Here is a 13,960-nt window from a genome sequence, read left to right on the forward strand (position 1 = left end):
GGCCGTCGCCGCGACTCTAGCAGATGCGCGTTGCCCGCCGTAAGGCAACGCCCCGCGCCGGAGGCCGACGGACGCGCGCATCAGGCCTTGCCGGCCGGCGCCGCAACCAGGCGGAAATGATTGTCCCAGGCCAGGCCCGGATCGGCGGCGAGCAGCGGGTGCGGCGCCTGGCCGGGCGCGGCCGCGATCATGGCGCCCGTGCCGCTGCTGGCCAGGAAGCCCGGCTGCGACGACCGCGCCGCCACGCCGCAGCCGTCGGGCAGCGGCGTGCGGCCCAGGCAGGCGCCGCTGCCGGCATCCCAGTACGCCACCTGGCCGCCCACGGGGCTGGAGGTGGCGATCACGCCGCCGCTGCGGTCGGCCGCCACGGAGCCCACGTAATTGCCGAAGCCGCGCAGCACTTCGGCCGGCCCTGTGTACATCTCCATGGGCCTGCCGCGGCGGTGCCGGCCCACCAGCGGCGGGCGCTCGGACGCCGGCCCCATGTGCTGGCAGCCGAACCAGACCGCGCCGTCGCCCGCCACGGCCAGGTGGCGGATGGAGAGCTGGTGCAGGGCGGGGTCGAGCGACACGCGATCCAGGAGCCGGCCGTCATGCGCATCGATGTAGGCCAGCGAGGGTTGCATCGAGTCCAGGTTGAGCTCGAGCTTGCCGTAGTCGGGGTGCGTGAGTATGCCGCCATTGGCTACGCACAGGGTGCGGCCGTCGGGCATCAGCACCACCTCGTGCGGCCCGATGCCGGCGCAGTCGTACTCGCCCAGCCGTCGGTAGCCGCCGCCCGGAGAGGCGTCATAGACGCCGAGCACGCCGCGGCCGCCTTCGTAGTCGTTCTCGGTGGCGATCAGGCGCCTGCCGTCCGGCAGGAACACGCCGTGTCCGAAGAAATGGCGGCCCGGCGCGACGGCCAGCGGCTCGGGCGCACGCCGGCCCTGCAGGTCGAAGGCCACGGCGAAGAAGCCCGGCTGGCGCCCGAACGCCACGGCCCGGCCGCGTTCCGGGTCCAGCGCAAAACTGTGGCCCCGGTCGGGCATGGGCACGACCAGCAGGTCGCGCCCGCGCTCGTCGAGCACCACGGCCTCGTAGGTCCGGCCGCGGCGGCGCGCCGTGAGATAGCGCGGCGCATCGGCGGCCATGGCCATCGCCGCCCCCGGCGCCAGGCCGAGCGCGGCCGCCAGGGCGAGGAAACGGCGGCGATCAATCTCCATCGAGCGCATTGAATCCTATGGTGACGCCCAGCGCGGGCGCGAGATCCTGGTCGACGATGTCCTTGGCGTTCTTGAGGATGAGGGCAAGCAGCTCGAGCTGGCCGCGCGGCGCCGGCTCGACCGCCGCGGTCTCGATGGTTCCGGACGCCGCCGCAACGGCCTGGCGCGCACGCGCGAGTTCGCCCGACACCGACTCGCCGGCCCAGCGCCCATCCTCGGGCAGGGCCGTGGCGGCGATCTGCTGGAACGCGGCCATGCCCTGCAGGCCCGCCTCCAGCGTGGGCAGCGTCTGGCCGCTGCGCCAGAATGCGGCCCGCCGCGGCTTTGCGTCCTGGGCCGACGCGCCCAGCACCGGCAGCAGCTTCACGTCGCGGGCGAACTGCAGGCCCGTGGACAGAGCCTTCATCGCTTCGGCGGCCACTTCCTGGCTGTTGCGATACAGGTCGTTGGCCTCGCGCGGCTGGGCAAACTGCCGCCCGAAATCGCCCTGGGCGCTCCAGGCCTGCACCAGCTCCCCGGCCACCGCGCGCACGTTGGCGGCCACCGCGCGGGCGTAGCCGCACTCGTAGACGAACCCCGCGCCGGCCGGCCGGGCCAGCACGCCGTCGTCGCGATACAGAACGAACTCCAGCGCGGGCAGGCCCTGCAGCGCCACGCTGCGCGCGGCCAGCGCGCCCTCGGCCAGCAGCTCCGGATCGCGCTGGGCCAGCGCAGCCTGCACCTGGCGCAGCACCACGCCGCGCGGATCGGGCCAGAACGCCAGCCGCTCGTAGCGATTGCCGGATACCAGCGGGCCGAAGCGCAGGAACTCCACGCCGGCCCAGGCCTGCGCCAGCTGGCCGTAGGCTTTGCGCACCTGCAGGGCGCCATCGGGCGCGTCCCGCTCGCACCAGCGCGCCACGGCCGACTCGAGCCTGCCGGCCGTGTCGAGCAGCCTGCCGAAGGCCGGCCTGGCGTACTGCTCGGCCAGGCGCTGGCCCAGGTCGGGCGGCAGCGCGGCATGGGCGGACCAGCCCGCCGCGGCCAGCAAGACCAATGAGAACCACTTGCTCAAGGTGCGCATCGAGAGAAACTCCTGGAACGGCTGCCGCGCAGCGGCGCCGGCTACAACGATTCGAGGAAGCGGACCAGGTCGGCCCGCTCTTCAGGGGTCATGGCCACGACCCGGTCGCGCGCGGCCTGCGCCTCGCCGCCGTGCCACAGAATGGCCTCCAGCAGCGTGCGTGCGCGGCCGTCGTGCAGGTACGTGGCATTGGGATTGACGGTTTTCGTCAGGCCTATGCCCCACAACGGCGGGGTACGCCATTCGCGGCCGCTGGCATCGCCTTCGGCCACGCCATCGGCCAGGCCGTCTCCCATATCGTGCACCAGCAGGTCGGTGTAGGGCCAGATCAGCTGGAAGCGGTGCTCCGGCCGGGCCGCGTCGCGCCGGGTCACGTACTTGGGCACGTGGCAGGCCACGCAATTGGCCTCGTAGAACAGCTTCTTGCCGGCCAGCACGCGCGCATCGTCGGCATCGCGCCGCTGCGGCACCGCCAGGTTGGTGGAATAGTCGCCCACGAAATCCATCAGCTCGGCCGGGACTTCGTGCTCTCCCAGGTGCGGCTGCGCGCCGTGCGGCATGTCGAAGCAGCCCCGCTGCGCCGGCGTGCACTCGCCGTGGTGGCCGGGAAACATCGGCGTGGACAGCCCCATGTCGTTGGAAAACGCCACGGAACTCTGGTGCACCACCGAGGGCTGGCTGGCCTTCCAGTTGAAGCGCCCCAGCACCGTCTTGCCGGTGACCGGATCGCGCACCCAGTTGGGCTTGCCGCTGATCCCGTCGGCCTTGTCCACCGCATGCGCCAGGATGTCGGCCTCATGGATGGCCTCCAGCAGGCCCAGGCCTATCATCGGCTGCGCCAGGCGCGGGGAAATCTGCACGTCCTCGCGCATGGGGCCGTAGCCCAGGTCCGCCACGCGATAGGTGGGGCGCATCAGGGTGGCCGTCTCACCGCCATTGAGCGCCACCGTCACGGGCTCGTACTCGATCTCCATGCGGCCTTCCGCCGGCAGGCCGGGTACCGCGAAGTTCTGCAGCTGGGAGCCATATACCGGGTCGGGGAGCAGCGGCAGCTCGCGCGAGTCGAGCCTGGCGCGCTCCGCCTCGTTGCGGGGCGGCACCGACAGACGCAGCAACAGGGCCACGGCATCGGTGCGTTCCATGGGATCGAAGCCCGGCACCGTGCCGCGCCCGTCCTTCACGTGGCAGGCCTGGCAGGAACGCGCGTTGAAGAGCGGCCCCAATCCGTCGGACGCCTGGGTGGACGAAGGCGCCGACACCCAGTCCTTGCGGAACAGGCCGTTGCCCACCAGGAAACGCTGGCGTCCCTCGAACGTGAGGTTGGCCGAGGGATGCGAAAAGATGTCGGCGTTGATCAGCTTCTTGACCGTGGCCGCCCCCGCCTGCATGGTCTCGAAGGGCTCGGCGGCCGAAAAGGCCCCGGCCGGCTTCGTGACCTCCCGTACCCGCGCCAGGTCCTCGGGCGACAGGTCGCTGCGCTGGGGCCCGGCGGCGGCGGCACATTGCGCCAGCGCCGCCAGCGCCAGGGTCAAGACGACTTGCTTCACTGGAACACGGATTCGGGATTGTCCAGGCTGTCGGAGCCTTCGAGCTGGATGTCGCCCAGGTCGAGCGCGGTGATCACGCGCTCCAGGCTGCGGGTCTGGTCGACCAGCGCGTCGATGGCCGCCTGCACCACGGCATTGCCCTCGGCGTTGCCGCTGGCGATCATCTGGTCGTAGGTTTCGACGGTTTCGGCCCGCTGCTTCATGGCCTGCATGGCCTTCAGGGTGGCGTCGAGCTTGGCGCGCATCTCGGCATCGAGCGCCGGATCCCTGGCCTTGACGAGGTCGGACAGGCTGGCGCCGGCAACCTTGCTGCCGTCCACGCGGGTGTACTCGCCCAGGTAGACATTGCGTATGCCCATCTGGTTGTAGAGGTGCGAATTGTGCGTGTTGTCGGAGAAGCAATCGTGCTCTTCCTCGGGATCGTTCAGCATCAGGCCGAGCTTCATGCGCTCGCCGGCCAGCTCGCCATAGGAGAGGCTGCCCAGGCCGGTGAGCATGGCGGCCAGGCCCGCCTTGGGATCCTGCTCGATGGCCTGGCGCGCGGCGCCCTTGGGCTGCCAGTTGCCCGACATCTCCTCGAGATCGGCCACCAGCAGGTCGGTCACGGCCTTGAGGAAGGCCACGCGGCGCTCGCAATTGCCGCCGGTGCAATGGGCCGGATCGAAGTCGGTATGCGGGCGATTGCCCGAATGGCGTTCCTGGGGCGTGCCGGTACGCCCCTCGGGCGCCGGGCCGGTGCCGTTCAGGTCCTGGCCCCACAGCATGAATTCGATGGCGTGGTAGCCGGTGGCGACATTGGCCTCGTTGCCGTCGGCCTCGTGCAGCACCTCGGACAGCAGTTCGGGCGTGATGCGCGACGCATCGATGGTCTTGCCGCCCACCGAGATCCTGGAATTGGCGATCAGGTTGACGGCATAGTAGGCGTTCTCGTCGTTTTCGGTGCCGTACGAGGCGTCGACGTAGTCGATCAGGCCTTCGTCCAGCGGCCAGGCGTTCACGCGGCCCTCCCAGTCGTCGACGATGGGATTGCCGAAGCGGAAGGCCTCCGTCTGCTGGTAGGGCACGCGGGCGGCCAGCCAGGCCTCGCGGGCGGCCTTCAGCGTGTCGGGGCCGGGCTGGGCGACGAGGGCCTCGACCGATTTCTGCAGCAGGCGCGCCGATTGCAGGGCATCTTCGTAGCCGGCCTGCGCGACGTCGGAATAAGTGCGCGCCACGGCGGCGGGCTCCACGGCGGCATTGGCCGCGACTCCGCCCAACGCGGTGAAAAGCACGGCGCCCTGCAGCAATTTACGCATCGACTCTCTCCCTATATCGGAGCTGCCCCCGCGGCAGCCCTGGTGCATGAACCATGAGGATGCAAGTGTAAACAATTTTCGTTTGTTATTCAGATAACCGTCAGGCAGGCAGGCGGGCACCGCGGCGGAGAGTGAGTGCACCACTCCGGTGCAAGTCGCCCTGCCGGAGGGCAGCGATCAGCCATGCTGGGCCGGCGTGGGCCCTGCTTGCCGGAGGGTGCCCCGGGGAAATGGAATATGGCACGGGTTTTGCTTGATGAATCGCGGACCACCGCGAATTCCGCAGCCCAAGGGGAAAAAAGGTCGGCCGCCCTGGCGCTTCGGCAGCCAGTCCGCGAAGCCGGCCACCAAGCTGAGCGCCTCGGCGCAACCGCGGCAGCCCCCATGCCTCCCGGCATGGGGGCTGCGGGTCAGCCGCGCGCCCGGGTGGAAACGCCAGGGCCTGTCAACAGACCTAGCCGCGCGCAGTGCGCAGGCCCGTGCGCGATGACGCCGGATGCAGCCAGCGGCGCAGCAGGCGGGTGATGACGGGAATGCACACGAACGACAGCACCGGGGTCATGCAGGCCGTGGTGACCAGCACGCGCCAGAACAACGGCATCGCGCTGAGCTGTTCGTTCAGCAGGCTGCTGAAGAGCAGCAGCATGGGAAAGTAGGCCAGCCAGATGCTCACCGCCTGCTTCCAGCGAGGCGGGGCGCTTTGCGCAGACCCGAACCAGCTGTCCAGCCCCTGCACCCGGCGCTCGTGGCTGGCGCGCACCAGCGATGCACCGCGCTCCAGCCACATGCGGCGCGGCAGCGAATTTTCCCAGCGCGCCAGCGACGCCTCGTCGGTAAAGCGCAGCACGATCTGGTATTGGTCGCCGCCGTCGGGGGGCTGCAGCACGCCCGAACCCAGGAACCCCGGGAAACCCGCCGCGAGGATCTCGCCCTGTCGCATCCAGGCCAGGAAGTCGCCATAGCGCTCGGGCGCGATGTGGCGCGTGACCAGCATGGTGACGGGTGCGGGAACGGGGGTGTCGGCGGACATGATGGGACTCCTGTGCAGCAGTGGACCTGGCCTGAAACTCGCCGCGATGGCGGCTCAGTACTTACCCTAGCAAGCCGCATGCCAACCTTGCAGCGCAACATCTCCCCGTCGCGAGGGCGCAATCGCCTGCAGCGCCGCAATTTTCTGCACCGCACAAAACCCCAACTTGGTGATTACCCTTAGACCAGGCACCGTAACGGTGCGCGCCGCGGACGATTGAGGCGGTAGAAGACGAGGTCTACACTGGGTCTCCCGTCACGATGGAGCATGTGCCATGAGTTCCTGCAAAATCGCCGTGTTCGTGGGCAGCCTGCGCGCCGCCTCGATCAACCTGCGCCTGGCCCGCGCCATGGAAAAGCTCGCGCCCGCCGATTTCCGGTTCGAATACGCCAATCTGGGCGACGTCCCGCTGTTCAACCAGGACCTCGAGAACGACATGCCGCCCGCCGCCGCCCGGCTCAAGCAGCTGGTCGGGGAATCCCAGGGCCTGCTGTTCGTCACGCCCGAGCACAACCGCTCCGTGCCGGCGGCGCTGAAGAACGCCATCGACTGGGGCACCCGCCCCTGGGGCACCAACGTATGGATGGGCAAGGCCGGCGGCATCGTGGGCACATCGCCCAGCGCTGCCGGCACGGCGATGGCCCAGCAGCACCTGCGCAACATCCTGGCTGCCGAAGGCGCCAACATCCTCACCACGCCCGAGGTGTTCCTGCAGATGCGCGACGGCCTCATCGACGACCAGTACGCCATCACCAGCGAGGACACCCGCAAGTTCCTCCAGGGCTGGATGGACCGCTACGCAGAGTGGGTGCGCAAGCTGGGCGCCTGACGCGCAGGTGCCGGCTGCCCGGCTTATCCCCGGCGCATGTGGAAAACGCTGAGGACAGCCTGAGGGCAGCCGGGAATTTCCCTTACCACACGGGCACTTGCGACCTGTGCTCAGGAAACGCGCAGCCCCGGCGCGGATCGTCCGAGGTTGTCCCCGTCCGATGTGGATAAGCTTGAGGACAGCCTGCGGGCATGTATAAAAAAGCCTTGCGCCTCAAGCGCTTGGCGGGGGCGGGCAGAAAAGGCGCATGCCCGTGCGGTCTAGCCCGGCCCACGGCACGGCGCGGCCGGGCAGCGCGCTCTCCGCCACCTTATCCCCCGCGGCTGTGGACAAGGCTCTGCACAGCTGCCGGACAAACGGAAAAAAAGCTTGGCCGACAATCACTTGCATGCTGCGGTCAAATCTTGGGCGCTCACTGCCTGGGGGCTCACTGCTCGAGCCGCATGCCGAGCTTGAGCCCGACCTGCCAGTGCGCCACCTTGCCGTCCTGGATATGGCCGCGCACTTCGGTGACCTCGAACCAGTCCAGGTTGCGCAAGGTCTCCGACGCCCGCGCAATGGCCCGGGCAATGGCGTCGTCCGACGACACGGTGGACGAGCCCACCAGCTCGATCTGCTTGTACACATGATCAGACATGGCACACCTCCTCTGCGATGGTTCGTGCGGAATCCTGCACGACCATTTCAGCACGGATGGACGATGCCACGGGTTGCAGCACACCACGGGGTGTTACCAGGCGCACCGCCGGCGGGCCTGCGCCGGCGGCGTTCAGTCGCGCGATGCCGGCCTGTACCGGAACGACGCCCGCACGATGCCGTGGTCGCTGGTGCCCTGGCCCTTGTGGTCCTCGAAGTTGAGGTGGTCGTTGTTGATGAGCAGACCGTCGAACATCCACAGGCGCTTGCGGCTGTGGTCGTAGAACTCCTGGCTCACCAGGATGTGGTCCAGCGATTCGCGTATGTCCTGGTGGATGTAGGTGTAGTAGACATCGCGCGTGTCGCGGTATTCCTGCAGCGTCTGCGCCGTATAGAGCGCGGTATCGCCGCCGCCCTGCGCCCCGCCCACCAGATAGCGGGGCTGGCCGGTGAGCACGTTCGCCGTGTTGCTGTGCAGGCCGTCGTTGATGTCGCCCAGCACGATCACCGGCGTGTCGTTGCCCTTCATTCTTTCATTGAGGAGGAACCGCAGCGCCGCCGCCTCGGCCGTGCGGCGTATCGTGGACAGCGCCGAGCCCAGCGCGGCGGCATGCCGGCTGTAGGTGGACTTGCGGCGCTTGTACCAGTCCTCGTCGTAGACCTGCGTCGGCGCCTTCGACTTCAGGTGGCATACGTAGACGTGCACCGCGGGATGATCCTCGCGCGGCCGGATCTTGAAGTGCAGCACCGGGCGCGAGAAGCCGCGGATGTTCACCTCGATCTCCGGCGTCTGGGGATCGTCACCCTGCGAGTGCAGGATGAACGCATCGGGGAAATCGGCCAGCCACGTGGCCCTGCCTTCCAGCAAGCCCTTGCGGACCACGGCCCCGCACACGATGCGGGACCCGTCGGCTTCCGGCGGCACGAGCATGTCGTACCGGTCCGCCAGTCCGCTGGCATCCAGAGCCCTGGCCAGGGAATCGGCGTGCCAGAGTTCCTGGAATCCGCATACGTCGGGCGCGAGCAGCCCCAGCTGTCCCGCTATCCAGTCGATCTTGATCTCGTATTCCTGCTCGCTCCAGCCGGCCTGGTCCCGGTACATGGCCCGGCCCGGCTCGTTGAGGTTGTACAGGTTGAATGTCGCGATGCTGAAGGTGGAAAGCTTCATGGGCGCCTCTCCCGCAAATATGCCGACGCTAGCCGCCTTCCATGACCGCCAGGCGTACCGCACGCGGCCATGTCGCTTCAAGTCGAACCCAGACGCTACAGACTTTTTCGGCCCCGGCCTTCCTCCCGCAAACGATGGTAGGCTCATCGAGCCCTTGCATCGCGCCGGCCGCCGCCGGCCTGCACCCGGAAACAGGAGAATCGCCATGAAAAAAACGATCACTTCCCTGGCCATCGGCTCGATGCTGTGTGCCGCGGGCGCCCAGGCGCAACAGGCTTCCGCGCCGGATACCGACGTCACGCGCCGCGCCCACATGGAACGCATGGACACCGACAGGAACGGCGCCGTCAGCCGCTCCGAATACCAGGTCTTCATGGACGACGCCTTCGTCAGGCTGGACCAGACCCGCGACGGCTACCTCGCCCAGGACGAAATGGCCAAGGTGGTCACGGCCGAGCAGTTCTCCGTCACCGATGCCAACGGTGACGGCAGGATCAGCAAGGCCGAGTTCAGCGATCGCGTGATGAGCGACTTCGCCGCATCCGATACCGACGGCGACGGCTTGCTCAGGTAAGCGCCGCCGCAGCAGGCAGGCTGTCCTGCGCGGGCGGCCTGCACCCCGCGGCCTGCCGCGCCGCCCTATCCGCCGCGCATGTCAATCTCATGACGCGCCGGGCGGCCGAAATCTTCGTTTTTCCCCCGCCAGCAATTACTTCGTCACATCGAGCTTCTATCCTCGCGGTCGGTTTTGCTGAAAAGCAACTTAAAAATTGCTTATCCGCAGCTTAACGACCGAATCCCAACATCCAGAGGCTCGAATGTCCTACCTGACAGACAAATTGCGCGCTCCGTCCCGCGAAGCGCAGGGTGAAGTTACCGTTCCCGGCCAGATGCTCGACGAGATCGTCGCGGCCAATCCCGCCCGGCGCACCGTGCTGCGAAACACCTTCGGCTTGTCGATGCTGTCCGTGTTCGGCGCAACGCTGGCGGCCTGTGGCGGCGACGACGATGACGACGACGATACGGCGCCCGGCACCGGCGGCGGCGATACCGGCGGCGGCGAGGACGGCGGCACGCCGGACCCCGTGCAGCCCGACTACTCGGTGACGTTCGAGCCCCTGGAAGACAAGATCACGGCCGACATGGTCAGCGTGCCCAACGGCTATGTGGCCGAAGTGCTGTACTCGGCGGGCGACAAGTGCATGATCGGCTCGGTTGGCTACACGGGCATCCCCCAGTCGTATCCCGCCACCGAAACCCAGGCCGGCGGCCAGCACGACGGCATGCACTATTACCCCCTGGAGGGCGTGGACCCCAACAAGGGCGGCCTGCTGGTGCTGAACCACGAGAACCTGGACAACGCCACCCTGGACCAGGACGTCGAAGGCCTGAAGACCCGCCTGTCCAACGTCGGCGTCTCGGTCATCGAGATCCAGCGCGGCGACGACGGCAAGTGGTCGGTCAAGACGGACTCGACCTACAACAAGCGCTACACCGGCAACACGGTCTACAACGTCAGCGGCCCGGCCAAGTCGGTGGTGGGCGACACGGTGGTCGGCACCCTGAACAACTGCGCCAGCGGCGACACGCCGTGGGGCACCTACCTCACGTGCGAGGAAACCACCGACAACTACCACTACACCGCTGCCGACGCCGGCAAGCCGGCCGACGAGGGCTACGGCTGGGTGGTGGAGATCGACCCCTACTCGCCCGACTCGACTGCCGTCAAGCGCACCGCCATGGGACGCTTCAGCCACGAGAACACGGCCTACATGGTGGACGAGAACAACCGCCTCGCGTTCTACATGGGCGACGACACGACTCCCGGCTGCATCTACAAGTTCGTGCCGTCCAAGGCCTACGATCCCAGCAACCGCGCCAACAACATGGGGCTGCTCGACGAAGGCACGCTGTATGTCGCGCGCTTCAACGACGACGGCAGCGGCAACTGGCTCGAGCTGACCGTGGGCAAGAACAACCTGACGGTGGGCGCCACCGATCCGGGCAACTTCACCCAGGTTGCCACCGGCGAAGTGGTCACCGGCACGATCGTCGACTTCAACACCCAGGCTGACGTGCTGATCAACGCCGCCGCCGCCGCCCGCGTGGCCGGCGCCACGCTGATGGACCGCCCCGAGTGGATCACGGTGGGCCTGGACAAGACGGTGTACTGCACCCTGACCAACAACGGCAGCCGCCAGCGCACCAGCGCGGCCAATCCCCGTCCCAACAATTCGAACGGCCACATCATCCGCTGGAAGGAGCGCAACGATTCGCCCCTGGCCACCACGTTCGAATGGGAACTGCTGCTGCTGGCCGGCCAGGACCCGGCCGACGGCGCCGCTGCCAACCTCACCGGCAACATCAACGGCGACGAGTTCTCGAGCCCCGACGGCATCCGCGTCGATCCCCAGGGCCGCCTGTGGGTGCAGACCGATGCGGGCACCGGCTCGAGCACCACCAGCATCTTCGGCAACAACTCGATGTACTACATCGACCAGGAGACCGGCGAGTCCAAGCGCTTCCTGGTGGGCCCGGTGGGCTGCGAGATCACCGGCATCGCCTACACGCCGGACCTCACCACGTTCTTCATCAACATCCAGCACCCGAACGGCGCCTGGAACACCGTGCGCGCGGGAGGCGGCGACGCCCGCTCCGCCACGGTGGTGGTGCGCCGCACCGACGGCAAGCCCGTGGGGGCCTGAACCCTGCGAGACGGCCGGGAACCCTGCCCAGGGATTTCCCGGCCAGCCAGACCGGCCCGGACGGCTTTGCCCGTCCGGGTTTTTCTTTGCACGCCCGATGCAAGCCGCATCACGGCCGCAGGTTCTGGCGCTCCACCATGCCGCCCCACTTGTCCATCTCTGCACGCAGGAAGCTGCCCGCCTGCGCCGGCGTGCCGGCCACCACGTCGACGCCGTCGTGCGCCAGCATCTCGCGCATGGCGGCCGTCTGCAACGCCTGCCCCGCGGCCTGGTTCAGGCGCTCGACGACCGGCGCCGGCGTCCCCGCGGGCGCGGCGAGCACGAACCAGTTGTGGGCCTCGAAGCCCGGCAGCGTCTCGCTGACGGTGGGCACGTCGGGCAATATGGCCATGCGGCGCGCGCCGGTGGTTGCCAGCACGCGCAGCTTGCCCGCCCTCACATGCACCAGCGAGGAAGCCGGATTGTCTATCATCAGGTCGACCTCGCCGCCGATCAGGTCCACGAAGGCCGCGCCGGCGCCCTTGTAGGGAATCCGCGCGAAGGAAACGCCGCCCTGCTCGGCCAGCATGGCGGTTGCCAGCGCCTGTATCCCGGTGCTGGCGCTGAGGGCAAAGTTGATGCTGTCGGACTGCCTGGCACGGTCGAGCACGGCGCGTACGGAATCCGCCTCGAAGTTGTTGCTCGCAACGAGTATCTGCGGCGCCGCTGCCATGATCATGACGGGCGCGAAGTCCTTCAGCGGGTCATAGGGCACCTCGGGGTAGAAGGCCGGGGTCGTCGCAAAGGCGGCGGAGCTCAGCAGCAGCGTATAGCCATCGGGAGCCGCCCGCGCGACCTCCATGGCGCCGATCTGGCCCGTGTTGCTGGGCTTGTTCTCCACCACCACGCTCTGGCCCAGTATCTGCCCCAGCTCCCTGGCGAACGGCCGGGCCAGGGCATCCACGCCGCCGCCGGGCGCGAACGGCACCACGATGCGCACCGCCCTGTCGGGGAAATCCGCCCGCGCAGCGCCGCCGGCGAACGCTGCGCACAGCAGCCACAGCAGCGCACGCCAGATTTTGTGCTTCTGCATTGTTTCCTCTCCTCGAAGTCTTGCCGTTTCAGGTCTTTCCGGTTGCGGGCGCCGCGAGCCGGACCACGGCGGCCGCATCGCCGGCATGCTCCAGCGCCCACACAGCCTCGATCAGCGGCTCCGCCCGCACGGTGCTGCCGCCATGCCGGCACAGGGCACGCAGCTTGTCCTCCAGTTCCCGGTCGCTCAGCGGCCGTGCGCGCGAACCGCGGGCCGCGTCGACGGTGTGCGCCAGCACCTTTCCGTCATCCAGCACGACGTGCAGCGCAACGCCGTCCACCGAGCGGCCGGGGTCGTCGCGGAATTGCACTTTCCCGCCCAACGCGCGCAGTGCCGGGTCGGCCACGGCCGCGTCGGAGAACTCCTCCAGGCCGGCGCGACCGCGGGTCAGGGCCACAGCCACGGCATGCTGCGCACTGACCTGCGACTGCCGCCCCGTGGCGATGCCGCGCCGGTCGGTGCGCTGGCGCAGCAAGGGGTGGCCGGACAGCTCGATGCGCGCGATGCGTGCGGCATCCAGTCGCGCCTCGGCATGCAGGGCCAGGCAGGCATCGATGACGGGATTGAGCACGACGCCGCACGGATACGGCTTGTAGGTGTTGTTGAGCAGCTCCCAGCTTTCGCCCAGCGAGGCCGCCGCCAGGCCGGGAACGGGGCTGTCCGCAGCAACGCGCAGGTAGCCGCGCTCGCCTTCCAGCGGAGCCGGCGGCCCGTCGAATCCCTCTGCGGCCAGCAGCGCGGCCAGCAGGCCATTGCGTGCCGCGTTGCCCACGCTCACGCTCTTGGCCATGGTGCCCAGCGCCTCGACCAGGCCGCCCGCCTGCACCGCGGCCGAGCCCAGCGCCCACACCATGGCCCGCGCATCCAGGCCCAGCCGCCGTCCGGCAGCGGCGGCGGCGCCGAACACCCCGCAGGTCGAGGTGATGTGCCAGCCCCGCGCATAGTGCTCCGGCGACATCGCATTGCCGATGCGGCAGGCCACTTCCACGCCGATCACAAAGGCGTGCAGCAGCTCGGCGCCGGTCATGGGCTGCGTTTCCGCCAGCGCGAAGAGCGCCGGCGCCACCGGCGCAGTGGGATGGATGATGGTGGGATGGTGGGTGTCGTCGAAATCGTAGACATTCGCCGCCATCGCATTGAGCGCGGCGGCGTTGAGCATGTCCACGCGCCCGGCGCGCCCGATTAGCGTGGCCTGCGGCCCCGCCGAATGGCGCGCGTAGGTCCGGACGGCGATGTCCAGCGTGCGGTCCCGCGCCGCGGCCAGGGCCACGGCGAAGAAGTTCAGCAGCGAGCGGCAGGCTTCGTGGCGGACGGCCGCGGGCACGTCCTCCCAGCGGCTGGCCGCCGCGAAGCCGGCCAGCGCGGCGCTGACGTCCGGCGATGCATGCGGGTAACGGTCTACGCTCATGA

General features: G+C 68.8%; 12 protein-coding genes. 3 read left to right on the top strand and 9 right to left on the bottom strand.

Going from position 1 to position 13,960, the window contains the following annotated elements:
* Positions 1 to 80 precede the first annotated feature (80 nt).
* The 5 genes from ACYBYQ_RS14775 to ACYBYQ_RS14795 all read right to left on the bottom strand — a co-directional run bounded on the left by ACYBYQ_RS14775 (position 81) and on the right by ACYBYQ_RS14795 (position 6,140).
* Positions 81 to 1,205 carry a DUF1513 domain-containing protein gene (locus ACYBYQ_RS14775; protein WP_459614989.1) on the bottom strand — a complete coding sequence of 375 codons (1,125 nt, stop codon included), beginning with the start codon at positions 1,203 to 1,205 and terminating at the stop codon, positions 81 to 83.
* Positions 1,195 to 2,268 carry an imelysin family protein gene (locus tag ACYBYQ_RS14780; protein WP_459614991.1) on the bottom strand — a complete coding sequence of 358 codons (1,074 nt, stop codon included), beginning with the start codon at positions 2,266 to 2,268 and terminating at the stop codon, positions 1,195 to 1,197. The genes ACYBYQ_RS14775 and ACYBYQ_RS14780 overlap by 11 nt, the downstream gene beginning before the upstream one ends.
* A gap of 41 nt (positions 2,269 to 2,309) precedes the next feature.
* Entirely contained in the window at positions 2,310 to 3,656 is a 1,347-nt protein-coding gene (locus ACYBYQ_RS14785; protein ID WP_459618797.1) for a di-heme oxidoreductase family protein, read from the bottom strand.
* Between the two features lie 155 nt (positions 3,657 to 3,811).
* Positions 3,812 to 5,110 carry an imelysin family protein gene (locus tag ACYBYQ_RS14790; protein ID WP_459614992.1) on the bottom strand — a complete coding sequence of 433 codons (1,299 nt, stop codon included), beginning with the start codon at positions 5,108 to 5,110 and terminating at the stop codon, positions 3,812 to 3,814.
* A gap of 454 nt (positions 5,111 to 5,564) precedes the next feature.
* Positions 5,565 to 6,140 (bottom strand): antibiotic biosynthesis monooxygenase, encoded by a 576-nt coding sequence (locus ACYBYQ_RS14795; protein WP_459614993.1) that lies wholly within the window; start codon positions 6,138 to 6,140, stop codon positions 5,565 to 5,567.
* Between the two features lie 274 nt (positions 6,141 to 6,414).
* Between ACYBYQ_RS14795 and ACYBYQ_RS14800 the strand changes: the two genes are divergently transcribed.
* On the top strand, positions 6,415 to 6,969 hold the full coding sequence (locus ACYBYQ_RS14800; RefSeq protein WP_459614994.1) for an NADPH-dependent FMN reductase: 555 nt from the start codon (positions 6,415 to 6,417) through the stop codon (positions 6,967 to 6,969).
* A gap of 427 nt (positions 6,970 to 7,396) precedes the next feature.
* On the opposite strand, the gene ACYBYQ_RS14805 is transcribed toward ACYBYQ_RS14800, so the two are convergent.
* Together ACYBYQ_RS14805 and ACYBYQ_RS14810 are read right to left on the bottom strand one after the other, a co-directional pair.
* Positions 7,397 to 7,606 (bottom strand): dodecin, encoded by a 210-nt coding sequence (locus ACYBYQ_RS14805; RefSeq protein WP_459614996.1) that lies wholly within the window; start codon positions 7,604 to 7,606, stop codon positions 7,397 to 7,399.
* A 132-nt stretch (positions 7,607 to 7,738) separates the two neighbouring features.
* Positions 7,739 to 8,773, bottom strand: coding sequence for an endonuclease/exonuclease/phosphatase family protein (locus ACYBYQ_RS14810; protein ID WP_459614997.1), 1,035 nt, complete (start codon positions 8,771 to 8,773; stop codon positions 7,739 to 7,741).
* Between the two features lie 205 nt (positions 8,774 to 8,978).
* Between ACYBYQ_RS14810 and ACYBYQ_RS14815 the strand changes: the two genes are divergently transcribed.
* A complete protein-coding gene (locus ACYBYQ_RS14815; protein ID WP_459614999.1) occupies positions 8,979 to 9,347 on the top strand; it encodes an EF-hand domain-containing protein in 369 nt (122 codons plus the stop codon).
* A 244-nt stretch (positions 9,348 to 9,591) separates the two neighbouring features.
* A complete protein-coding gene (locus tag ACYBYQ_RS14820) occupies positions 9,592 to 11,478 on the top strand; it encodes a PhoX family protein (RefSeq protein WP_459615001.1) in 1,887 nt (628 codons plus the stop codon).
* 109 nt (positions 11,479 to 11,587) lie between these two features.
* Here ACYBYQ_RS14820 and ACYBYQ_RS14825 read toward each other — a convergent pair whose 3' ends face one another.
* Both ACYBYQ_RS14825 and ACYBYQ_RS14830 read right to left on the bottom strand, forming a co-directional pair.
* Complete coding sequence (locus ACYBYQ_RS14825; protein ID WP_459615002.1) at positions 11,588 to 12,550, bottom strand: tripartite tricarboxylate transporter substrate binding protein; 963 nt, start codon at positions 12,548 to 12,550, stop codon at positions 11,588 to 11,590.
* 28 nt (positions 12,551 to 12,578) lie between these two features.
* A complete protein-coding gene (locus ACYBYQ_RS14830) occupies positions 12,579 to 13,958 on the bottom strand; it encodes an MmgE/PrpD family protein (protein ID WP_459615004.1) in 1,380 nt (459 codons plus the stop codon).
* Positions 13,959 to 13,960: the final 2 nt, after the last annotated feature.

This window comes from Bordetella sp. 2513F2 (genome assembly GCF_054642735.1).

Excerpts from the sequence above, each read along its gene's own strand:
- ACYBYQ_RS14775 (WP_459614989.1), bottom strand. The coding sequence starts at position 1,205 with ATGGAGATTGATCGCCGCCGTTTCCTCGCCCTGGCGGCCGCGCTCGGC.
- ACYBYQ_RS14780 (WP_459614991.1), bottom strand. The coding sequence starts at position 2,268 with ATGCGCACCTTGAGCAAGTGGTTCTCATTGGTCTTGCTGGCCGCGGCG.
- ACYBYQ_RS14785 (WP_459618797.1), bottom strand. The coding sequence starts at position 3,656 with ATGCAGGCGGGGGCGGCCACGGTCAAGAAGCTGATCAACGCCGACATC.
- ACYBYQ_RS14790 (WP_459614992.1), bottom strand. The coding sequence starts at position 5,110 with ATGCGTAAATTGCTGCAGGGCGCCGTGCTTTTCACCGCGTTGGGCGGA.
- ACYBYQ_RS14795 (WP_459614993.1), bottom strand. The coding sequence starts at position 6,140 with ATGTCCGCCGACACCCCCGTTCCCGCACCCGTCACCATGCTGGTCACG.
- ACYBYQ_RS14800 (WP_459614994.1), top strand. The coding sequence starts at position 6,415 with ATGAGTTCCTGCAAAATCGCCGTGTTCGTGGGCAGCCTGCGCGCCGCC.
- ACYBYQ_RS14805 (WP_459614996.1), bottom strand. The coding sequence starts at position 7,606 with ATGTCTGATCATGTGTACAAGCAGATCGAGCTGGTGGGCTCGTCCACC.
- ACYBYQ_RS14810 (WP_459614997.1), bottom strand. The coding sequence starts at position 8,773 with ATGAAGCTTTCCACCTTCAGCATCGCGACATTCAACCTGTACAACCTC.
- ACYBYQ_RS14815 (WP_459614999.1), top strand. The coding sequence starts at position 8,979 with ATGAAAAAAACGATCACTTCCCTGGCCATCGGCTCGATGCTGTGTGCC.
- ACYBYQ_RS14820 (WP_459615001.1), top strand. The coding sequence starts at position 9,592 with ATGTCCTACCTGACAGACAAATTGCGCGCTCCGTCCCGCGAAGCGCAG.
- ACYBYQ_RS14825 (WP_459615002.1), bottom strand. The coding sequence starts at position 12,550 with ATGCAGAAGCACAAAATCTGGCGTGCGCTGCTGTGGCTGCTGTGCGCA.
- ACYBYQ_RS14830 (WP_459615004.1), bottom strand. The coding sequence starts at position 13,958 with ATGAGCGTAGACCGTTACCCGCATGCATCGCCGGACGTCAGCGCCGCG.